This window comes from Herpetosiphon geysericola, from assembly GCF_001306135.1.
In the GTDB taxonomy this organism is placed as follows: Bacteria; Chloroflexota; Chloroflexia; order Chloroflexales; family Herpetosiphonaceae; genus Herpetosiphon; species Herpetosiphon geysericola.
In genome coordinates this window covers 36,290-59,199 of record NZ_LGKP01000002.1, presented here as the reverse complement: position 1 = coordinate 59,199, position 22,910 = coordinate 36,290, and the positions used below count along the sequence as shown (strand labels likewise).

At 51.2% G+C, this 22,910-nt stretch carries 18 protein-coding genes; 4 read left to right on the top strand and 14 right to left on the bottom strand.

Annotated features, from left to right (window positions below; translation table 11 throughout):
* Window positions 1-95 precede the first annotated feature (95 nt).
* On the bottom strand, window positions 96-1,001 hold the full coding sequence (locus SE18_RS00200; protein ID WP_054532398.1) for a DUF58 domain-containing protein: 906 nt from the start codon (window positions 999-1,001) through the stop codon (window positions 96-98).
* Complete coding sequence (locus tag SE18_RS00195; RefSeq protein ID WP_054532397.1) at window positions 973-2,304, bottom strand: hypothetical protein; 1,332 nt, start codon at window positions 2,302-2,304, stop codon at window positions 973-975. Before SE18_RS00195 ends, SE18_RS00200 begins: the two co-directional genes overlap by 29 nt.
* Before the next feature lie 160 nt (window positions 2,305-2,464).
* On the opposite strand from SE18_RS00195, the gene tkt reads away from it, so the two are divergent.
* Both tkt and rpiB read left to right on the top strand, forming a co-directional pair.
* Complete coding sequence (gene tkt / locus SE18_RS00190; RefSeq protein ID WP_083469616.1) at window positions 2,465-4,471, top strand: transketolase; 2,007 nt, start codon at window positions 2,465-2,467, stop codon at window positions 4,469-4,471.
* A 76-nt stretch (window positions 4,472-4,547) separates the two neighbouring features.
* Entirely contained in the window at window positions 4,548-4,991 is a 444-nt protein-coding gene (gene rpiB / locus SE18_RS00185) for a ribose 5-phosphate isomerase B (protein ID WP_054532396.1), read from the top strand.
* Between the two features lie 69 nt (window positions 4,992-5,060).
* Here rpiB and SE18_RS00180 read toward each other — a convergent pair whose 3' ends face one another.
* The 3 genes from SE18_RS00180 to SE18_RS00170 form a co-directional block, all read right to left on the bottom strand.
* On the bottom strand, window positions 5,061-7,667 hold the full coding sequence (locus tag SE18_RS00180; protein ID WP_054532395.1) for a choice-of-anchor J domain-containing protein: 2,607 nt from the start codon (window positions 7,665-7,667) through the stop codon (window positions 5,061-5,063).
* Window positions 7,668-7,953: 286 nt separating this feature from the next.
* Window positions 7,954-8,823: a fumarylacetoacetate hydrolase family protein gene (locus tag SE18_RS00175; protein WP_054532394.1), complete on the bottom strand. Its 870-nt coding sequence runs from the start codon at window positions 8,821-8,823 to the stop codon at window positions 7,954-7,956.
* A gap of 97 nt (window positions 8,824-8,920) precedes the next feature.
* Window positions 8,921-10,165, bottom strand: a complete 1,245-nt coding sequence (locus SE18_RS00170; protein ID WP_083469615.1) for a PP2C family protein-serine/threonine phosphatase — start codon at window positions 10,163-10,165, stop codon at window positions 8,921-8,923.
* Window positions 10,166-10,285: 120 nt separating this feature from the next.
* On the opposite strand from SE18_RS00170, the gene SE18_RS00165 reads away from it, so the two are divergent.
* Together SE18_RS00165 and SE18_RS00160 are read left to right on the top strand one after the other, a co-directional pair.
* Entirely contained in the window at window positions 10,286-11,416 is a 1,131-nt protein-coding gene (locus tag SE18_RS00165; protein WP_054532392.1) for a M20 family metallopeptidase, read from the top strand.
* A gap of 296 nt (window positions 11,417-11,712) precedes the next feature.
* Window positions 11,713-12,174: an OsmC family protein gene (locus SE18_RS00160; RefSeq protein WP_054532391.1), complete on the top strand. Its 462-nt coding sequence runs from the start codon at window positions 11,713-11,715 to the stop codon at window positions 12,172-12,174.
* On the opposite strand, the gene SE18_RS00155 is transcribed toward SE18_RS00160, so the two are convergent.
* The 9 genes from SE18_RS00155 to dnaJ form a co-directional block, all read right to left on the bottom strand.
* Complete coding sequence (locus tag SE18_RS00155; RefSeq protein WP_054532390.1) at window positions 12,171-13,571, bottom strand: hypothetical protein; 1,401 nt, start codon at window positions 13,569-13,571, stop codon at window positions 12,171-12,173. The genes SE18_RS00160 and SE18_RS00155 overlap by 4 nt on opposite strands.
* Window positions 13,564-14,376 carry a sensor histidine kinase gene (locus tag SE18_RS00150; RefSeq protein WP_054532389.1) on the bottom strand — a complete coding sequence of 271 codons (813 nt, stop codon included), beginning with the start codon at window positions 14,374-14,376 and terminating at the stop codon, window positions 13,564-13,566. The genes SE18_RS00155 and SE18_RS00150 overlap by 8 nt, the downstream gene beginning before the upstream one ends.
* Window positions 14,373-15,065: a response regulator transcription factor gene (locus tag SE18_RS00145; RefSeq protein ID WP_054532388.1), complete on the bottom strand. Its 693-nt coding sequence runs from the start codon at window positions 15,063-15,065 to the stop codon at window positions 14,373-14,375. Before SE18_RS00145 ends, SE18_RS00150 begins: the two co-directional genes overlap by 4 nt.
* 489 nt (window positions 15,066-15,554) lie before the next feature.
* A complete protein-coding gene (locus tag SE18_RS00140; protein WP_054532387.1) occupies window positions 15,555-16,406 on the bottom strand; it encodes an aldo/keto reductase in 852 nt (283 codons plus the stop codon).
* A gap of 96 nt (window positions 16,407-16,502) precedes the next feature.
* Entirely contained in the window at window positions 16,503-17,135 is a 633-nt protein-coding gene (locus tag SE18_RS00135; RefSeq protein WP_054532386.1) for an HAD-IA family hydrolase, read from the bottom strand.
* 672 nt (window positions 17,136-17,807) lie between these two features.
* Window positions 17,808-19,949 carry an ATP-binding protein gene (locus SE18_RS00130; RefSeq protein ID WP_054532385.1) on the bottom strand — a complete coding sequence of 714 codons (2,142 nt, stop codon included), beginning with the start codon at window positions 19,947-19,949 and terminating at the stop codon, window positions 17,808-17,810.
* A complete protein-coding gene (ehuB, locus tag SE18_RS00125; RefSeq protein ID WP_054532384.1) occupies window positions 19,946-20,821 on the bottom strand; it encodes an ectoine/hydroxyectoine ABC transporter substrate-binding protein EhuB in 876 nt (291 codons plus the stop codon). Before ehuB ends, SE18_RS00130 begins: the two co-directional genes overlap by 4 nt.
* Before the next feature lie 244 nt (window positions 20,822-21,065).
* Window positions 21,066-21,476, bottom strand: a complete 411-nt coding sequence (locus SE18_RS00120; RefSeq protein ID WP_054532383.1) for a zinc-ribbon domain containing protein — start codon at window positions 21,474-21,476, stop codon at window positions 21,066-21,068.
* A gap of 284 nt (window positions 21,477-21,760) precedes the next feature.
* Window positions 21,761-22,897 carry a molecular chaperone DnaJ gene (gene dnaJ, locus SE18_RS00115; RefSeq protein ID WP_054532382.1) on the bottom strand — a complete coding sequence of 379 codons (1,137 nt, stop codon included), beginning with the start codon at window positions 22,895-22,897 and terminating at the stop codon, window positions 21,761-21,763.
* Window positions 22,898-22,910: the final 13 nt, after the last annotated feature.

Sequence of the window (22,910 nt, the reverse complement as noted above, 5' to 3'; positions counted from 1 at the left end):
TGAATAATCTAATAGCCCAAAGCCAATAGCCAATAGCCCTGATTTCTCTACGCCTCTGCGTTAAATTTTTGACTTCTGACTTTTGACTTCTGACTTTAGAGGCCAATAATGCCGCGCCGCCGCAGGAAGGGCAGAATGCTTTGCTCAAGCGGGCGATCGCTGCGAATGCCAGCATAGGTCGCCCCATAGCGCTGACACATTTGCTCGTGCATGCGCACCCAACGCACCAATTTTTCGCGATAATCTTTTTGAGTTTGTTGATCAAGCTCAAGCGCCAACACTTGACCAGTTTCGCTATCTTCAAATTCAACTGGGCCGCTTAGCGTAGGCTTAATTTCTTCGGGATGCAGCAGGTGCAGCACCACAACTTGCCAGACTGGCGGGGCAGCAGCCCGTAGCAACGGCTCTAAATCACTTGTCCATAAATCGGAAATAATTAAAAGCATGCCGCCAGAACTGCGACGAACTGCTTGGGTAATCGGGGTAAATGAGGTTTGTTCGGCCCAATTCAAATTACTTAAATAGCGCAGCAAATCGGGGCCGCGTGCCCGACTAACCGCCGGCCCAAACGGCTTGATCAATTTGCTGGTAAACGGCCAAATTGTGGTTTGATCGTTTGAGGTAAGGCCGAGATAGCCGAGCATTGCCGCCAAGCGCAGGGCATAGCGACCTTTGTGCAGCTCGCCTTGGCCCCAATCCAACGAGGCCGAGCAATCCAAAGCAATTGTAATATTGATATCTTGTTCGGTTTCGCCAAGTTTTACATGCAAATCTTCATGGCGTGCATAGGCAAACCAATCGACGTGGCGAAGGTCGTCGCCCGGGCTATAGGCACGATGATCGCTAAATGTTGGGGCTGGCAAACGTCGGCGCGAGGCATGTTCGCCACTTAAACCGCCGCGTAAAGTGCGCCGTGAACGCAAAGCAAGCCGCTCGATGCGCGCTAAAAACTCAGGGTTAAACAGGTCGCCACTAGCGCCCGAAGTAGTCTTGAATCGCATCGCGTAGCTCCGCAGGAATATTAGATGGATCGCTAAGGTCATCGGGCACACTGCCACCGCTACCGCCAGCATTGCCGCCACCAGTGCCCTCGCCACCAGGCAAGGTGATGGAGGTATCGCCGCCAGTTCCTGGAGTCGTTTCGCCAGCAGCAGGCGCTTCCGGCAAGCTTACATCGGGGCCAAGCGCATCGCTTGGGGGCGGCGATGAACGGCTGCCAGTGCCAGAATTGCCAGCGCCATTGTTACTTGGCTGGCCATTTTGATTTGCGCCTGGCTGAGCTTGCTGCGGCTGGTTGCCAGCTTGTGGCTCGCTGCCAGCTTGGCCATTCTGCTCGCCATTGGCCAAATCAGGTTGAGCATTATCAAGCTGATCGGTCAGCTGGGCCAAATCTTCGAGCGCATCGGCAGCATTTTGCGGGTTGCCACGCAGTTGATCAGCATCGCTACGCAAGCGTTCGGCCACTTCCGGCTGATCTTGCAATTGCTCAGCGGCCTGTTCAAGGCCATCAGCAATTTCGTTGCGGGTTTGCGGCGATAGCTGATCAGCTTGATCGGCAAGTTTGGCCAATTCTTCGGCAGCTTGTGGCACATCGCCCCGACGCAAAGCATCGGCTGCGGCTCGTGTTGCGCCATTATCACTTAAGCCATCAGCCAAGGCATCGGCTATTTCTTGGCCTTCGGGGCTGATTTCTGGTTGTTGATCAGGCTGATTGCCCACTGGCTGATTAGGATCAGCAGCAGGATCTTGCTCAGTGGCAGGCTGTTGCGGCGGTTCAGTTGTGGTTAAACTCGCCAACTCGCGCAATGGCTCGGTGGTAGGGGCAGGCAAGCCAGCATTAATTTGGCCCAAAACAACCAAGCCCGTGGCTAACACCGCAGCCAAGCCCAAACTTTGCCATTCAAGCGCAATTGGCGCCAGCACGCGGGCAGTGGTATCGCGGGCAACGCTGGGCAAACGCCGCTTGGCGCGTTCAACATTCACTGCGTGAAAGCCACCACGCTGATCTTGAAACTCGCTGGCAGTGCTCAATTGGGCATTTAATTGATATTGCTGATCGAGCATTTGCACAAATTCAGCTGGGGCAAGAATTGATTTCCAGGCATAGACTCCGCCCAAGGCAGCCACCAAGATCACAATTAAGCCCAAAATTGGCCACGAGAGCGGCCAAGCTAGCCAGTTTCGGCCAATTAGGCCAAGGCATAAGACTGCCAAAGCTATCCAAGCGGCGCGAATCAATAAGCGCTGGCGTTGGCGCTGTTGGACTTCAACATATAATTCAAGAATTTGTTGGGTTAAATTCATATTTGCGCTCCTAGCCTTGCACGCTGGTGAATAGCTGCATGCCCTGAGGCGTGAGAAGGACAACCAAGCAGTTGCAATTATGAGTGTACCATAGAATTACAATGGATCGGCCTCTGCTATAATTGACAGTTGGAACTGATACATCACCGCAGGAGGATTTGTGACTCAAGCACATACACTCGATGAACTGGCCATCAATACAATCCGCATGTTGGCGGTTGATGGTGTGCAAGCGGCTAATTCGGGCCACCCAGGTTTACCAATGGGGGCTGCGGCCATGGCTTATGTGCTGTGGACCCGACACCTCAAACATAATCCGGCTAATCCAGCTTGGGCTGACCGCGACCGCTTTGTGCTGTCGGCGGGCCATGGCTCAATGCTGTTGTATAGTTTATTACATCTCACGGGCTACAGTGACATGACGCTCGATGATTTGAAGAATTTCCGCCAATGGCATAGCAAAACTGCTGGTCACCCAGAATATGGCTATGCAGCTGGGATCGAAACCACCACTGGTCCGCTTGGTCAAGGCTTTGCAACTGGTGTGGGCATGGCAATTGCTGCCCGCCATTTGGCTGGCACGTTCAATCAACCAGATCTCGAAATCGTCAAGCACCATATTTATGCGATTGTCTCCGATGGCGATTTGGAAGAGGGCATTAGCGCCGAAGCTGCTTCGTTGGCAGGCCACCTCAAATTGGGCGAGTTGGTTTATCTCTACGATGATAATGAAATTTCGATTGAAGGCGACACCTCAATTGCCTTCACCGAAGATGTGCCAGCTCGTTTCCGCGCCTATGGCTGGCATGTGCAAGAGATCGACGGGCTTAATACCGAGCAAGTTGATGCAGCCTTGACCGCCGCCAAAGCAGTGACCGACCAGCCATCATTGATCGTGGCTCATACCGTGATTGGCTTCGGCTCGCCCAATCGGGCTGGCACGGCCAAAGCTCACGGTGCACCACTCGGCCCCGATGAAGTTAAATTGACCAAAGAAGCCCTCGGCTGGCCGCTCGAACCAACCTTCTACATTCCCGAAGAAGTGTCGGCGCACTTCCGCGAGGCCTTAACCAAGGGCGCTGCCGCTGAGCAAGCATGGAACGAATTGTTCGACCGTTATGCTGCGGCGCAGCCAGCAAAGGCTGCCGACTTCAAGCAACGTATGGCTGGTGAATTACCAGATGGTTGGGATAGCAAGTTGCCAGTGTGGGAAGCTGATGCCAAAGGCGTGGCAACCCGTAAATCATCAGAAGCAGCGCTCAACGCCTTGGCCGAACAAATTCCGGCCTTAATTGGCGGCTCGGCAGATTTGGCCGAATCGACCTTTACCTTGATTGAGCATGCAGAATCGTTCCAACCAGCAACGCCCCAAGGCCGCAACATGCACTGGGGGATTCGCGAACATGCGATGGTCGCAGCCGTCAACGGCATGGCCTTGCATGGCGGCACGATTCCCTACGGCGCAACCTTCTTGGTGTTCAGCGATTATTGTCGGGCCTCGATTCGCTTGGCAGCCTTGATGGGCATTCGCACAATTCAAGTCTTTACCCACGATAGCATTGGGGTTGGCGAAGATGGCCCAACCCACCAGCCAATTGAACACATTCCATCGTTGCGGATTATCCCCAATTTGAATGTGATGCGACCTGGTGATGCCAACGAAACCAGCCAAGCTTGGCGGGTAGCCGTCACCCACAAAGGCCCAACCTTGCTGGCCTTGACCCGCCAAAACTTGCCAACCCTTGATCGGAGCCGCTACGCTTCGGCAGAAGGCGTGGCCCAAGGTGGCTATGTGTTGGCTGATAGCGATGGTCAACCAGAACTGATCATTATTGCTACCGGCTCGGAATTGCAACATGCAGTCGCAGCCTACGAGCAATTGAGCAGCGAAGGAGTTAAAGTCCGCGTCGTCAGCATGCCATCAACCTTCTTGTTTGATGCGCAGTCGGCAGAATATCGCGAAAGCGTGCTGCCCAAGGCTGTGACCAAACGGATTGCGATTGAAGCAGCCCATCCAGTCACGTGGTACAAATATGTTGGCACTGAAGGCGATATTATTGGGATTGATCACTTCGGTGCATCAGCGCCAATTAATATTTTGATGAAGGAATTTGGCTTTACCGCTGAAAACCTGATTGCCCGCGCCAAGGCCTTGTTGGCTGGGTAATCGGTGCTTGATTGAGCATATGACGCGAAGTACGAGCAATTCGTGCTTCGCGTTGTGCTGTTGAAAGGATAAAATCATGAAAATTGCGGTAGGAACCGATCATGGTGGCTTGATCTTGAAGCAATCAGTAATTGAGGCTGTGCAGCGGCTGGGCCATGAAGTGCTCGATTTTGGCACCGATTCGCCAGCCTCAGTCGATTACCCTGATTTTGCGGCTGCGGTGGGCAATGCGGTGGTCAGCGGCCAAGCTGAACGTGGGATTGCGATTTGCGGCAGTGGTGTTGGCGTGACCGTTGCTGCCAACAAAATCAAAGGGGTTCGGGCTTGCTTATGCCACGACACCTACTCGGCGCATCAAGGCGTTGAGCACGATGATTTAAATGTGCTCTGTTTGGGCGGGCGCGTCATTGGCCCAGCCTTGGCCGATGAAATTGTTCAAGCCTTTTTGAGTGCTAATTTCCACAACGAAGCGCGCTTTACCCGCCGCTTGGATAAAGTGATTGCCCTCGAAAACCAATAGATTTGGCAAAAAAAGCCCCGCCCTTGATGCAAACCAAGGGCGGGGCTTTGTGCTATTCAGCGCAGAGCTTTAGTTCTTCATCACTGCTGGCAAGTAGACCAAGGCTGGGCCTTCTGGCACAGTTTCTTCGCTACAAGCCTTCACGCTGACATTATCGATCTTCCAACCATCAGGGCGACCAACTGAGCTGTCTGAGCTAAGGCGGAAGCGGAACATGACCGTTTCGCCGTTGTAGGCTGACAAATCAACCACGCTCTTCAACCAGTCTTGTGGGTCGCCACACCAGGCATCGCGGCCATTGAGTGGGTTCGACGAGGCGGTGATTGCGCCATCGTATGGGTCGGTCAACAAGGCTGCATTAGGAATTTGCTGCCATGCTGAGCCACCATCGGTTGATACTTCAATCAACGCGCCATCATAACAGCCGCCAGCTGCGCGATCTTCAATCGTTTGTGAGTTCCAGAATTGCAGGGTATGGGTCAGACCTTCGGTCAAGCTAATTGCTGGCGTAGTCAGCCATTGATCAGAGGCCGAAGTAGGATCGATTGCCTTCATCCCTGAGGTGCCACCGTAGCCAAATGCACCATGTGCCCAGGTATCACCAGTGCCACCGTGGGTCCAATTTGGATTGGTTTCGAAATCTTCTTCAAAGGTAACCACGGTTTCGGTGCCAATTGAACAATCGCCAGGTGCTGCTTCAGTGGTAAAGCTGAAGGTTGTGCTATTGGCGCTAACTCCACATGCATTGGCAGCGCGCACGCGCCAGTAGTGTTTGGTGTTGGTGCTCAAAGGAGCGCTGGTCAAGCTGGTCAACTCGGTCGTAGCCGTGTAAACCAAATTGCTGAAATTCGCATCGCTGGCAATTTCGAGCACATAGCTATCTGCTCCGCTAGCGTTTGTCCAACTGAAGGTTGGGGTATCGCTGACATCGCTAGCATTGTTGGCTGGTGCAGTCAAGGTTGGGGCTGCGCTTGGAATACCAGCTGAGACGCTGAGATCCAAGTCGGCGGTGCGGGTAATGCTCGCGCTATCGGCATGCACCACAACCGTGTAATCGCCAGCCGCAGCAGCACTTACATTCCCAATGGTTAGTTGGCTGCTCAAGGTTGGTGAAATCACTGGGTTTGGATTAAAGGTTGCGGTTGCCCCAGCAGGCAAGTTGCTTGCAGAAAGGTTTACTGGCTCGCTAAACCCTGAGATCCAATTTAAGTTAACCGTGGTTTGGCCCGAGGCTGGAGCACAAACTGCCAAGCTCGCAGGGTTGAGATTCATGGTGAACGCAGGGGTACCACCATTGCCATCAAGCACCAACGAACCTGAGTTGGTTGGGTCAAGCCAATCCTTCAAGCGCGTTGCACTGGTACCGCCACCATTCCACGAAACTGAAATCCGACCATACCAGTCAGATTCATCGTTACCACAGGCAGCGCCGCCGCCATGGAGTTGGCCAACCACGCGATGGTTTGGATCGTACAATGGCGACCCCGATGAACCACCTTCAGTCGTGCCTAAATCCCAGTCAACAACCCGAATGTGCGTCCCATCGCCTGGAACAGTTTCCCCACCGTAGCCAGTGGTTTGGGTTGTTTGGTTTTCGAAGCTGATCCGTTTTTCTTCAACGCCAGGGTGGTGAATCGCCACAACGCTGGCGAAATCGCCGCTTTGGGCATTCCAGCCAGTCCAGTATGGTGAATATTCGGTTGGAATTTCATCATCAAGCTCAACCAAGGCAAAGTCTGATGGGGCATATTCAGCCCGTAAGATTGCCCCAGTCATGGTTGTGTTGGGCTTGGGCAATGGCGTGCCATTTTCAGCCGAGCCAACCGTGCGACACAAGGTTGATTCGTAATTCCAATATGTCACCATCGAAGCAGCATTGCTTGGATCAATCCCACAGTGGTTGGCGGTCAAAAAGTATGGTTTTTGGTCTTGGGCAGTGTTATTGACCAACGATCCAGTACAGGTATCGATCCCTTCGAGGGTGTAGGCAGCAACTGCATTGATTTCTGCGCGCCAGTCGTCGCCTTCTGGACAAATAACGTCGACATTACATGAACCTGATTTATCAACTAAAAGATCACGCGGAACCCCGAAGCCACTAAAGCCACGGTTGATTGCACTCAGGATAAGATCGGCTGTGGCAAACTCGCCACTATCAGCGCTATATTCGATGATAATTTCATCGCCAGCGACAATTGGCGTCCACAGTTGGCCATGAACTTCGTTATCAGCAGCACCATATGGCCCAATAACTGAGCGATAATCAGGGCTGTACATAAACAATTGGCCGCTCTTGGGCAAGTTGTAGCGCGTATAGCCAAGGTTGATCGACAAGGCTTTGGGAGCGCTAACCCGCAAGCGCGCTACCGTGCGATTGCCAACAACTTCGATCGTTGAGACCTGCTTGAGATCAAGCGAGGTTTGGTAATCTTTGGCAAAACGCATTGGGCTATTGCTTGGGCGCTTGGCGGCATCTGAACGCTCTTTGGCTACATCAAGTTCTGGCACCGCAATCTGGGCTACAGTCGCCAAATCTTTCAAGCCTTGAGCCAATGCCAACGGTCGGTCGGACGTGCTGGCTTGATTTTGCGCAGCAGTGAACGGTACCTTAGCCCCAATTACCGATAATAAAACGGTAATCGCAAGTAAAGCAAAGAGCCAACGGGATCGAACCATGCTTTAACCTCCTGAGGTGAGTTCCACACAACACTGAGGGGAATTGAGAGGATTTGTTAATAAGCTTAATATAAAAAGATTTAGGCTATTTGTCAAATTTATTAACTATTGTCTTATCGCGATAAGCCGATATATATTCAAATTGGCGCTCGATTAATCGGTTGAATTTAGCTAGCTAGATGGAGATTTCGATTAATTCAACTACAATTAAATAACTTATGCGGGCAATAAAAAACAGCATTCTTCAAATAATACACTTTTGTCAGAATGCTGTTTTGGTGAAAAATTAGCCAGCGACAACTGGATTGCGCAGCATGCCAATGCCTTCAACTTCAGTTTCGAGCAAATCGCCTGGGCGCAAAAATTCTTGCGGGGTACGGGCAAAGCCCACGCCAGCAGGCGTGCCAGTTGCAATAATATCGCCTGGTTCAAGGGTCATGCCTTGCGAGAGCACGCTAATTAAGGTTGGAATATCAAAAATAAGATCGTTGGTATTGGATTCTTGCTTGATCTCGCCATTAACCCGTAAGCGCACAACCAAATTATGCGGGTCGGTCAACTCGCTCTTGGTAATAATCCACGGCCCCATTGGGCATGAGCCATCGAGCGCTTTGCCTTTGAAAAATTGCTGGTGGCGAGTTTGCAAATCGCGGGCCGAAATATCGTTAATCACAGTATAGCCCCAAACATGCTCCATGGCTTGCTCGCGGCTAATGTTTTTGCCAGCTTTGCCGATGATCACCCCCAACTCAACTTCCCAATCAATCCGTTCGGAAACCGCTGGATCGATCACAATTTCGCCGGTTGGGCTATTAATCGCGGTTGGTGGTTTGGTAAAAAAGACCGGATGTTCAGGCATTTTAACTTCGAGGCCTTTGGCTTGCAACGATTCGCGGGCGTGGGCAGCATAGTTCAAGCCAACACAAAACACATTTTTCAATGGGCGCGGCAACGGAGCTAATAATTGATCAAGATTGAGCTGAATCCCTGCCCGGCTTTGATATTCAGGCAAGGCTGCTTTGACGATTTCTAAGCCAGCATCACCAGCCTCGATCAAGGCTTGGAGGGATTGATAGCCATCGAGCAACATCACCCGATCACCGAGCACAATGCCTGGGCGCGGCCCAACCGCTGTTTTGAGCGTTACAAATCGCATGGTATCTCCGCAATATCGCCATGATAGCGTTTTCACACCATCGTTTTGGCAAAGAATATGCTTGCATTATAACGATATTCGCTTATGTTGATGAAGCTTAGCTTGGTTCAGGATTGAACTTGACGACCAACAAGGTCAAATCGTCGATCGGCGGCGTGCCACTTTGGAAGGCGCGCACATCGCCAAGGATGGCATCTGCAAGGCCATGGGCTGGTAAGCGTCCATAGGCTTGAACTGCTGAAATCAAGCGTTCGCGGCCATACGTATCGCCAGCAAAATTGCGCGCATCGCACAAGCCATCGGTATAAAACACCAAGGCATCGCCTGGCTCTAAATCGGTGTGCATCTCCTCGAAAAAGGCTTCTTCGGTGATGCCGACGGGCATACCGCCACCCTCAAGCATGGCAACCCGCCCTTGCTTGGCCCGATAATGCAATGGCCAATCGTGGCCAGCCCGCACATAGGTAAAGCGGCGTCGCGCCAAATCTAAATGCGAATAGACCATAGTAATCACTGCTGCATCAAGATTGGTCGTGCGAATCAATTGATTGAAGCGTTCGACCAAGGCCAGCGGATCGCGCTGATCCATACCTAGCAACAAGCCTTTGGCCATCGCCATTACCAAGGCAGCGCCCGCACCTTTATCGCAAACATCGGCCATCATAATCGAAAGCATATGCTCGCTGAGTTGGCGAACCTCGTAGAAATCGCCGCTCATCTCGTAGGCAGGGAAGGTCGCGGCGGCAATCACCACGCCATGCACGCTTGGAAAAGTGGTAGGAATCAAGCGGCGTTGCAATTCGCGGCCCAACTCCAATTCGCGGGCAGCGCGAGCACGGCGCAAAGCCTCTGCTTGGGCTTGCTCCAAGGCAGTGTAGGCATCAGTTAACAGCCGATTCTTATGCCGCAAATCTTCCAAACGTCGTTCATCGGAGCGGCGCACATGGGCCGCAACCCGCCGCAACATATTGTAGGCAATCGCGGGGTAGGTATGCAACAAGGTTTCAAATGCCGCAATCGGAATCTCCAAAACCTCGCTTTGGACAACCGCAATTGCGCCAGCAGCCCGCGTGCCATCAGGCTCCAATAAGCTCAGCTCGCCGAAAAATGCCCCAACCCCTAACAAACCAAGGGTCGTTTCCTCAGAACTACCTTGCTCGAGCACTAAACGCAAGGTGCCACTCACCACCACATAACAGGCATCGCCACGATCACGCTGGTGAAACAACCACGCATCTGCTGGCAAGCCACGAATTCGGGCCTGACCGTCGAGCATTTGCAAGCCTTCGAGCGAAAGGTCTGCAAATAGGGGCACTCGACGGAGGAACTCCATTTGGGACATACCCACCTCCTAGCAACGACCAAAATGCAGCATAGCACGCTCGTTAGCCTGATGCAAGACAGGCTTGCGCAATGGCTGCGGTACAATACAGCTATAACTGCTTAGTGATGGAGGAAGACCATGCCTCGTCAGCTTTTAACCTATCTTGATGCTTGCCTACCGGATCTGTTGGATGAAATGCGTCAATGGATCGAAATTGAGTCGTTTACCCGTGATATTACGGCGGTTTCTTGGATGGTCAATGTGGTTGGCGAGCGCTTGAGCAAACTTGGCGCAAGTGTGCGCAAATACAATGGCAAACCCCAAGCCGACCATTTGTTGGCCAGCTGGCCAGGCGAGGGCGAGCCAATCCTGATTGTCGGCCATGTTGATACTGTTTATCCCCCAGGCACGATCGATGAGTTTCCCTTCCGAATTGATGGTGATGTTGTGCGCGGGCCAGGCGTGAGCGATATGAAGGGCTGTATTTTGCTGACCTGCGCTGCCTTGCAAGCCTTACGCCATTTTGGACGCTGGACTAGCCGCCCCTTGAAATTCTTAATTACCACCGATGAAGAAATTGGTAGCCCAACCTCGCGGCGCTATATTGAAGAACAGGCCCGTGGCTGTCGCGCTGCGCTGATTATCGAATCGGCAGAAGAAGGTGGCTGGCTCAAAACATGGCGCAAAAGTGTCAGCATGTATGATTTAGTAATTACTGGCAAGCCATCACACGCAGGCGTTGCCCCAGAGCTTGGCATTAGCGCAATTCATGAATTAAGCTACCAAATTGGTCAGATTTTGCCTTTAGCGCGGCCCGAAATTGGCACAACGATCAATATTGGCAAAATTAGCGGGGGCACTGCTGCCAATGTGGTAGCCGCCGAAGCCCACTGCACAATCGACGTGCGCGCACGCAAAGTTGGCGAGGCCGAACGGGTCGATCAAGCATTACATCAATTAGCGCCGCGGCTTGCTGGAGCCAAATTGAGCTTGGAAGGCGGCGTAAATCGCCCAGCCATGGAACCAACGCCTGCGACGATGGCCTTATATGCTGCTGCCGAACAAATTGCCAAGCAACTCAATTTGCCGATTAAAGCCAGTGGCACAGGCGGCGGCTCGGATGGCAATTTTACCTCGGCGATTGGCGTGCCAACCCTCGATGGGCTTGGCGGCTGGGGCAGCGATTCGCATAGCTTCGACGAATGGCTTTCAATCAGTCAATTCGCCCCCCGCGCTGCCTTATTGGCCCGCTTGATTGAAACGTTGTAGAGCGAAGGATGAGGGATGAGGGATGAAATCAATAACCTCATCTTCGTGTCCTTCGTGGATCAATTCATTAACGCAGAGGCGCAGAGAAACAAAGGATGAGGGATGAATTATGAAGGATGAATAGTGATCATTCGTGGAATTCGTGGAATTCGTGGCTAAGAAGAACCAAATCAAACAAATCAGTGCAATCTGTGGCTAAAAATCAGCCTTCGCGTCCTTCGCGTGCTTCGCGGTTTCAGCTATCCTACAGCCTATAGCCCATCACCCTTCGTGGATCATAGTTGAGGAGTTAAACAATGGCAGGCTACACAGTTACCCTCGAATGGGAGCGCAAGGCGGCTTTATTTAGCGACGGCAAGTATAGCCGCGCTCATCGTTGGATTTTCGATGGCGGCCAGGTTGTGCCAGGCTCTTCATCGCCACATGTTGTGCCTCTGCCCTACTCTGACGAACAGGCAGTTGATCCTGAGGAAGCCTTTGTGGCAGCCTTATCAAGCTGTCATATGCTCTGGTTTTTATCAATCGTGGCCGAAGCAGGCTTTGTCGTCGAGCACTATGCCGATCAGGCCCTCGGCAAAATGGGCAAAAATAGTGCTGGCAAAATTGTTATGCGCAACGTAACCTTGCGCCCAAGCATAACCTGGGTCGAGCCAGCACCCAGTGCCGAGCAAATCGAGCACTTCCATCATCAAGCCCACGACAAATGCTTTCTGGCCAACTCAGTCTATACCGAAATTAGCATCGAGCCACAAACCTAGCGCAACAGCTGATCAAACTCCTGAGCGGCTTCATGCATTTTGCCTTGCGGCTCGCTCAGGCTCCATTCGCGCCATTGTTGGCCAAATGGCTGATCAACAAACCAACATAAGGCCTGCACCTGCGGGTTGCCACTCACTTCGCGCAGCGCATTGCGCAGCCACCCTTGGGGATAATTCTCCAGCGGCGTTTGGCCTTGCTCAGGGTGAAACGTGTTGGTAGCCGTGATATACACCGGACGATTGGCCATACTTGGATAACGATTGATAATCGCCAGCCAATCGCGATAGACCCGAAACCCACGCTGGGCCTTGCCCGATTGCTCCCGATACAGATCGCGTAATGGCTCTTGGGCAGGGTCGGCGCTCTGTTCTGGCCAGCCAAAGGTACTCACGGCAAAGCCATCGGGGGCAACATTAATTTGCTGCGCATGCTTCAAACGAATCGTTTGATCCAGCAATAGCAACAAACTATTAAAATAATTAAGCCATGGTTGATTCAGCGGATCGGCCCAAGCGCCATCAGCATCGTTGCTCCAAGGCCGCACTGGCCCGACCAACAATTTGAGCTGCGGATTCAAGCCGCGCATGGTTTCAATCACATTATCGTGGCGCTCAACTGCAACTCCATAACCAACCAGCATGCGCGCAACCCAAGCAGGAGTTAATGGTTCTTGGGTCAGGGTATTTTCGCCAATGCTATTGTAGCCATTGCCAATGCTATAGCCATAAACCGCCTGCAAGCGTTGATCATGAGCCAAGCGCTGGCAAAAACGCAAAAAGATCGCCAAGGCAGTTTCATCATCATTCGGCGGCAAACTTTGGCCTTGGTCGTAGGCAACCCGAATAATCACCCGCAAGCCAGCTTTATGCGCCGCCGCCACCCGCGAGGCCAAGGCATCGATGCTCCATTGGCTTTCATCGGCCCGCAACGCATAGGCCAATTCAATCGTCCAAGCAGCGCGGCCATGCCAATCGCGCTCAGGATTGGCGAACACAGCGCCAAGCAAGGTGCTTTGGCGTGGCATCGGGGTTGGCGCAGGCTGGCCAAGCATCAAACTACCACGCTCTTGGCAACCACGATCACAATCGTGGTAAAAACGAATATCAGCTTGGGTCAAATTGCCTGTTGTGTTCCAACGCCATGTCCATGGGTCGCTGCCAGTGGCAAATTGTTGGTCGCGGCTCAAGGTCGCGCCATCAAGCGTTAGGGCCACATACACCCAAGGCTGGTTATCGCGCACATAGACCCATTGCTGATTTTCGGCATCGCGCTCGAACCAAATTTGCGGCCAGCCAGCCTGTTGGTTGGTCTGAAGCACTAAATTACCGTCAATTGGCAACAGCCAGTAGATGATTGAACCAAGAACGAGTAGGCTAAGCCAACGCCATTTAGTCATAGGGCAAAATCCACCATACATGGGTGCCAGTCGGCGGGCTGGTGCTGCTTTCAAGCTGCAAGCTGCTATGATGGCGGGCCAAAATCTGTTTGACCAAGCTCAAGCCCAAGCCGCTGCCTTGATTATCCAGCACGCCACGATACAATGGCTCAGTTACATGCGGCAAATCAGCGGCGGCGATCCCCGGCCCGCTATCTTCAACACTACAACGCAACCCTTGCTCGCTGGCCTCTACGCGCACCAACACCCGATCGCCAGCTCGACAATAACGTAAACAATTGATTAGCAGATTCAACCAAACTTGTTTTAAGCGATCAGGATGGGCCAAAACGCGCTTGTGGGTTGGGTCGGCCTCAAATTGCAATTCGATTTGTGCTTCATCGGCCATCACCCAAATACTAGCAATCGCTTCTTCGGCCAGCAGCGCCACATTGACCGGCACTAACGGCAATTCGTCGCTCAATTCTAAGCGATGCAATTCTAAGAGATCGCGTACCAAGCGCGCCATGCGTTGGGCTTCGCGTTCCAACGTCAGCAACGAATGGTCGCGCACCGTTTGCTCGCTTTGTTGGTTGCGCACAATTGCGGTATGAGCTAAAAGCGCGGTCAACGGCGTGCGCAATTCATGCGAAAGCGTGCCAATAAAAGCCCGATGTTGGGCAATTTGCTGGCGCAAAATCGGATCAGCACTATGTTGAATAATTGGGCGCTTGCCACGCTGGCCCAACCACCAGCCAAGGCTGGCAACCAGCCACAGCAGCAGCAATATCCCAAAAATCATAGCTTTGAGCGGCAGAACAATCATGGCTCACACTTCAAGCGATAGCCAAACCCACGCACCGTCTGAATTGGGTCGGCACTAGGATCAAGTTGGTTGATTTTAGCACGTAAGCGTTGCACACATACATCAACAATCCGTGAATCGCCCAAAAAGTTGGTGCCCCAAACAGTTTGCAACAAGGCCAAACGGCCCCAAACATGGCTTGGCTGACGCATTAATTGTACTAAAATACCACTTTCTTTGGGGGTTAATTCAAGCAATTGTTCATCCCACCAGGCGCGCTGCAATTCGCAATCGAAGCGCAATTTGCCACATTCCAATGCGCCAAGCGTTTCGCGTTGATGTTGAGCCAAGCGCAAAATTGCTCGTACTCGTGCCACTAATTCAGCAGGGGCAAACGGCTTAGTTAAATAATCATCAGCGCCAACTGTCAAGCCTTCAACCCGATCATGCAATTCATCACGCGCCGAAAGCATCAAAATTGGCAAATATTGGCTGCTTTGGCGAATTTGGCGACACAACTCAAAGCCATCGCCATCGGGCAACATTAAATCGAGAATCACTAAGCTTGGGGGATTAAATGCCTGTAATTGGGCCCGCGCCTGGGCCACACTTGCAGCCTGAGCAATCTCATAGCCTGCTTGCTCCAACAGGGTGCTTACGCCACTTAAAATTGCTGGATCATCATCGACAATCAGGATGCGACCACTCATAGCCCAAAACCTCCAAATTGTTGCATAGGGCTATTTTAGCTATAAAAGCGCACTCTCAGCAGCACATCAGCGCTTTATCAGCCAATTGTTACCTAATTGTTACACAAGGGTGCTAGGCAGTTACGTAGGAAGTTGCTACAATAATCAGTGAGAGGTGCGAACTAGTGTGTGGAAGTGATATGTGGTGGTTGATTGGGTAGCATTGCTACCCTTTTTTAATTTAATCCACGAAGGATACGAAGCTGAGAAACCGCGAAGAGCGCGAAGGTCGCGAAATTTTCTCATTCCCTCTGCCGTGCATTTCATCCTTTATTCCTCATCCTTCATATTTTTGAAGCTCTGCGCCTCTGCGTTAAATGCGTACTCTATTTTGCTTTTTGACTTTTGATTTCTGCCTTCTGACTTTTAAAAAGGGATTAGGCTTGATGGAATACATCCTCCATAGCCTAATCCCTTTTGCTTTTTGATTTCTGACCTTTGACCTTTAACTTATGCTTGCAATTCGCGCAAGGTTTGGAAATCCTCATCGCTCAAGGCAATTTTTTCAGCGCCCAGATTTTCTTCGAGGTGCTTGATTTTCGAGGTGCCAGGAATTGGCAAAATCACTGGGGAGCGTTTGAGCAACCAAGCCAAGGCAATTTGGCCAACTGTGGCTTCATGTTTCTTGGCAATCTGATCAAGCGTGCCGCCAGGCGCAGTTAGTTTGCCAGCAGCCAAGGGAAACCACGGAATAAAGGCAATTTGTTGGGCTTCGCAGGCATCGACCATGCTTTCCCATTCGTGGTCGCCAATGCTATAGCGATTTTGCACCGAAACGATTGGCACAACTTTTTGAGCTTGGGCCAGTTGTTCATTGTTAACTTCGCTCAAGCCAATATGCCGAATTTTGCCTTCGTTGCGCAAATCGCTCAACGCGCCCAACGATTCTTCCAAAGGCACTTGAGCATCGATGCGGTGCAATTGATAGAGATCGATGCGTTCGAGTTTCAATTGGCGCAAGCTTTTTTCAAGCGAAATCCGCAAGTGTTCAGGCCGCCCATTGGAATACCAAATGTTTGGGCCGCCGCGCAACAAACCACCTTTGGTTGCAATCACCATGTCTGATGCATACGGATGCAAGGCTTCGCCGATCAAGCGTTCGCTCACATCGGGGCCATACGAATCAGCGGTATCAATAAAATTAACCCCAAGTTCGGCAGCGCGACGCAAGACAGCCTTCGCTTGTTCGGGGTCGCTTGGCTCGCCCCAAATTCCATCGCCAGTGATGCGCATCGCACCATAGCCCAACCGCCGAATTTCGAGATCGCCACCAAGCTTAAATGTTAGAGAACCGAGGCTCATCGAGCTTCCTCCAAAACACAATCAATACCGTTCAGTACGGAACTTCATCTATTGTACCCCCAAAAACCCTAAAATTCAGGTTTGTTGCTGGGCAATTTAATCGATCAAGCGGGTAGCAATATCGGAAACTTGAAAAAAAACCTCGCGTGGTGCATACGGTGCAAAATCTTGGATGCGGCTCATGCCCCAGCCAACCGCGCCAAAAGCCAATTGCGCTTGCTTAGCCGCCTCTGCATCGCGAATTTCGTCGCCAACACACAGAATTTTTTCGCGCTCAAGGTTGGCTTTGCGCACAATCCGCTCAAAACGTGCTCGTTTGCGCAAAATCGGCACACTACATTCATAAAACTCAACTACATTCGCCAAGGCATCGCCGAGCACATGGCGCACATTCTCTTCGCTATTGCTGCTGACCACGCCCAACCGCACATCGGCGGCACTCAGCTGAGCCAAAATGATGTCCATGCCCTCAAACAGCTGAATCTGACGAATATTCTGGGCCGCCAGCTGGCGCATATGGCGGGCGATTAATGGCACTTTCCACCAAGCCACCTGCATATACTTCATGACCTCATGCGGGCTGCGGCCCCGCAATTCAGTAAATTCCTTCAGCGTAAGTTGGCGAAATTTATATTTTTCGGCTACCCCGTTGATCGCTTTGACCAACCAGGGAATCGAATCAGCCAACGTGCCATCAAAATCAAACAAAATTAATTCATATTTTTTCATCACACCACACCACTAAAATTGCTCATTGCTAAGCATACCTTGTGCTGGGCTAGTTGCCAATGTTTGAGTTGCAGAGTCCATGTTTAAACCAGAAGAAGACAAAGTTTGGGAATTGGAACCATAACAACAATCCAACAAGCAACTATTAGGGGGTGCTGGGGGATGAAAACCCCCGGCGTTTCCCTCCGGCGGAGGGACGGAAGGGTGGCGAACGATGAGCTATCTAAGCATCCAGCACTGTGCGTACCATTGGGCCAAGGTTGCCAATGAAACCTAAACGCTTAACGCAGAGGTGCAGGGTATTTTTTTGCACGCGAAGCACACAAAGTTTGGGAATTGGAACCATAACAATAATCCAACAAGCAACTATTAGGGGGTGCTGGGGGATGAAAACCCCCGGCGTTTCCCTCCGGCGGAGGGACGGAAGGGTGGCGAACGATGAGATATCTAAGCATCCAAGATATTGCGCACAGTTTGGGCCAAAGTTGCCAATGAAACCTAAACGCTTAACGCAGAGGTGCAGAGTGTTTTTTTGCATGCAAAGCACACAAAGTTTGGGAATTGGAACCATAACAACAATCCAACAAGCAACTATTAGGGGGTGCTGGGGGATGAAAACCCCCGGCGTTTCCCTCCGGCGGAGGGACGGAAGGGTGGCGAACGACGAGATATCTAAGCATCCAAGATATTGCGCACAGTTTGCGCTAAGGTTGCCAATGAAAACGGCTTGCTGAGCAACAATGGTTGCTGCGTAAATTGCTGTTGTTGGGCCAAACTATGTTCAGAATAGCCTGAAATAAACAAAATTTTGAGGCTTGGATCAAGCTCGCTCACCAGCTGGCCTAGCTCAAAACCACCCATCTGGGGCATAACCAGATCACTGATCAACAACTTAATCGTGCCTGTAGCGTGAGCCTGCAAGACTTCCAAGGCAGCCGAGCCGTGAGCTGCTTCCAGCACACGATAGCCTAAGCCTTGCAGCATGCGCACCAAGACAGCGCGCACCTGTGGCTCGTCCTCGCTGACCAAGATGGTTTCGTTGCCTCGGGGCAGGTTTTGGCTAAAATGGGGCGACTCAATGGCGGGCAGTTGCTCCGAACGCGGCAAATAGATTTTGATCGTTGTGCCACGATCAACTTCACTATACAAACTAATCTGGCCGCCATGCTGTTTGATAATGCCATAACTGGTTGCCAAGCCCAACCCAGTGCCTTCATGATCGCTTTTGGTGGTAAAAAATGGCTCAAAGGCTCGGCTCTGGACTGCCTGGCTCATCCCAATCCCAGTATCGCTTACCGCAAACACCACATACTGACCAATCGGCACATCAACATGGCTGCGCGCATAGGCTGCATCAACCACCAGATTATAGGTTTCAACCAACAAATGCCCACCATTGGGCATCGCATCGCGCGCATTCACCACAAGATTTAAAAGCACTTGCTCAATTTGGCCTGCATCAGCCACAACAACATCAATGGCAGGATTAAGCACAGTTTTCCAATGAATTGATTCAGGTAAGACACGCTTAATTAATTTCTCCATGGCAATAATTAAATCGTTGAGATTAATGATTTTTGGTTGGAGCTGTTGCTTGCGGGCAAACGTTAATAATTGACTTGTGAGCAAGGCAGCACGATTGGTTGCATGCTGAATTTCAGCTAGCTCTTCGAGCACAGGCAAGCCATGTTGAAAACTATCGATCGCAAGGGTTGTATAACCACTAATTGCTGTTAGCAAATTATTAAAATCATGAGCTACACCACCAGCTAAACGCCCAATACTTTCCATTTTCTGAGCACGAATCAATTGCATTTGTAATTGATTACGATCAGTTCGATCTTCTGTATGCACCATGATCAAATCTGGCTCAATAAAAACATAGCTTACATATAAATCTCTGAATTGATCGCTAAATTTAAATTGATAGCGCAACTCTTGATGAATAGTCTTTTTTGTCTGATAGCAACGCTGAAAATGATCGAGAATTTCCGAATCATGCTGGTAGAAAAGCTTAGCTGATTGATTGATCAATTGAGTGATTGTACCTTGAGTGATAGAAATCGCTGCATCATTATAGGTTTCGAGCATAAAATCATTATCAACACAGCGCCATGTATAGGTTGGAATCGGAATCCCAGCATATTGAGCCCGAAACTGATTTTCGCTAGCGCTTAATTGGGCAACTGCTAAACGCTGTAAACTTGCCAGCCGATAGACGAGGCCAGCAATCATAATCAAAAAGATCGACCAACCAACTAAAATCAGCGAATAGCGTTCCGATTGGCGTTTAATCGCTATTTCCAAATCAAGGTACAGCCGATTTTCCAACTGTTCTGCTTCTAACTCAAGTTGCGAGAAGGCAATCCGTCGATCAATCGTGGTTTGAGCCTGATTTTGAGGACGATTAAGGTGTTCCAATAACAAGCTGCGAAAATCGCCCAAATCTTGGCGATATTGGCTAAGCGCTTGGGCCATGGGTGGCGCGGGCGGCAGCAATTGATCAAACACCGCAACCGGATTTTGGCCTTGCTGCCAATCATCAACCGCTAGAATCGCCCAATCAAGATAGGCGATTGCATCCTGAGCCAATAAGGTTTGGTTGCCATTCAGCACTTGCTCGGCAATCAAATAGCCGCGTTGCATATTCAAGCGAGCTTGAGTCAAGCCATTAAATGCAGTAATTTGGGTTTGAATCATCGCGCGCATTTGGTAATAATTGGCCTGCAACAGGCCAACCGAGACGAATGCCACGCTCAATAAGGCAATTAATGGACGTAATTCTTTACGTCGCAGCCAAGCCACAACCTTCATGAGCCATGCTCGCACGACTGGAGAATACTGGCAGTTGAACGATTGGGCAAGTGTTCGCGCGAAAACCCAAACGGCGCAATCAACGCATAATGTTCGTCGCTACCAATAAATCCAAGCAACTGCTGATCGATTGCGATCCGCAAATGGGTATCAGCAGGGCGCATCGCAAACGCACCATAGCCAATACTCAGATTGCCATCGATAATTGGCGGCACAAATGGCTGAGCGCGTTCAACCAAATCCGGCGCTTGCTGAACTAAGAGATCGACGCTAAGCTCGGTTAAGGCTAGGCCATCAGCCCGCCCTGCGAGCACCGCCGCCAAACCAGTTTGCACATCGGGCACAAATAATAATTGCTGAGGATCAATCCCAAGCGCTTGAGCAATTGTCGCTTCCTCAGCGCCGCGCATCACCGCCAAACGCCGATCAGGCCGCCGAAAATCGTTAAAACTCTGAATTTGTAGCGGATTATCAAGCTTCACCAAGATTGCGTGGCTAAGGGCAAAAGTTGGCTGACTAAAGGCCAACTGCTGGGCACGTTCGCAGGTAATAAACATGCCACTAGCAATCAGATCAAACTTGCCAGCCTGCAAGCCAGGTATTAAATCGGCCCATTCGGTCTGAACCCATTCAAGCTGCGAGATACCTAAGCGTTGCATAACCCAGCTGATAACCACAACTGCCTCGCCGTCCAGCTCGCCACTGGCAGTGCGATAGGCAAACGGAGCTTCGGGAGCATAGCCAATGCGGATCATGCCAGTGCGTTGGGCACGTTCTAAACTTGTTTCAATTGGGGTTGTCAACCACCAGATTAAAGCAGTACTAACGACGATCAGCGTTAAGCAAGCAAAGCCCCACCAAACTCGACGCATGCCAAAACCCTCAGTGCAAGAGGTTGCAGCAAGCTCACTGATCGCCGGTGGCAAGCAGCAAGTCAAGCGCAAAGTGCCTGATACTATTGGGCTATAGTATAACGCAGCTAGTTGAGGATAGCACTAGTACTACGTCGTTATCCGTACTAAAGAACTAGTGCCTAAGCTTGAAGCCAGCAAAAAGCCTGGACTCGGAAGAGTCCAGGCTTTGCTTATAAGAGTGAGGATTGATTCCCCAGGGTTCTTACCAGCGGTTCGAGCGTGATGATGATTGTTGGCTTTGGAAACAATCGCGGCAGTAAACTGGCTTGTCGCCACGTGGTACGAATGGCACTTGTGCAGGGCCGCCACATGATGAACAGGTGGTGGTGTGCATTTCGCGTTGACCGCGATCTGAGCTGAAGCCACCACGATCTGAGCTGTAACCACCACGGTCTGAGCCATAGCTGCTGCGGCTATAGCCACCACCGCCGCCACGGCTTGAGCTTTCGTAGCCACCGCCACCGCGATTTTGTTTGCGGGCTTGGCGGCAGTTTGAACAGCGAGTTGGCTCGTTGTCAAAGCCTTTTTGAGCATAAAATTCTTGTTCGCCAGCGGTAAATACGAACTCGTTGCCACAATCGCGGCAGTTCAACGTCTTGTCGGTAAAGCTCATTAGCTTGTTTCTCCAACTATGGTAAGGGATTCCAATTGTTTCAGGTTGGAGTCACGAAGCTCAGGGAAGAGATTGCATATCCACTCAGTCCGAGGTAATGTGAGGAACCAAACCATGTCAACGTAGCTATTGTACCAAAAGTATCGACGATTTACAAGAGGCAAAATGTACTTTTTTACCACGAATTTAATCACGAGGGGTAGTGAGGGGTGAAAAAACGGTTAAACTATGGTGGCAAAGGGTAGGTAGCTAGTTAGCAAACCCTACCCTTTAGCCCATTGAGCTTAATTGCCGAAGATTTTGCTCCAGAAGCCACGTTCTTTTTGCTCGAAATGATCCATGCCCATGGTCTCGCCCAGTTTCTGGAACAGTTCGCGCTGGTCGTCATTAAGCTTGGTTGGTACCCGCACTTTTACTACGACCATTTGATCGCCACGGCGACCTAAGTTGCGTCCCGATGAATCAATGTAGGGCACGCCTTTGCCACGCAAGGTAAAGACTGTGCCATCCTGCGTACCTGCTGGGACGTTCAGCGGCTCATCGCCATCAACGGTTGGCACATTCAATTGCGCTCCCAAGGCTGCTTGCACAATATTAATCGGCAGTTGCAACAGAATATTGTTCTCTTCGCGCACAAAGAAATCGTGGGATTGGACACGTAAATTAACATACAAGTCGCCAGCCGAGCCACCGCTTGGCCCGCTATCGCCAGCGCCACCAATCCGAATCCGCATGCCATCATCAACCCCAGCAGGCACCGTCAATTTGCGCTTGACGGTTTCGCGAATCCGGCCTTCGCCACGACAGGTTTTACAAGGAATCGGAATGATTACGCCGCGCCCAGAACATTGATCACAGGTGGTTACGGTGACCATATTCAGGAAGGTTCGCACGCGCATCTCGCCTGAACCTTGGCATTTGGGGCAGCGCGTTGGCTCGGTGCCAGGTTCAGCACCGTTACCGCCACAGGTTGTACACGATTCAAGCCGCCGATAATCGATCTCTTTTTCGGTGCCAAAAATCGCTTCTTCAAAGCTAATCACTAAATCGGCGCGTAAATCGGCACCTTGACGTGCCCCACCACGGCTGCCGCCGCGCGCACCTTGGCCAAAGAAGGCATCGAAAATGGTGCTGAATGGATCACCGCCAGCGCCACCAAAGCCCGAAAATGGGTCGAAGCCTTGGCCGCTGCTGCCAGCATGGCCAAATTGGTCGTACATGCGGCGCTTTTGATCGTTCGAAAGCACTTCGTAGGCTTCAGTTGCCTCTTTAAATTTGTTTTCGGCTTCTGCATTGCCTGGGTTGCGGTCGGGGTGATATTGCATGGCCAACTTGCGGTAGGCCTTTTTGATCTCGTCAGGTGAGGCACTTTTGCCCACACCTAGTACCTCGTAGTAGTCGCGTTTTGCCTCGGTTGCCATACATATCCCTTAT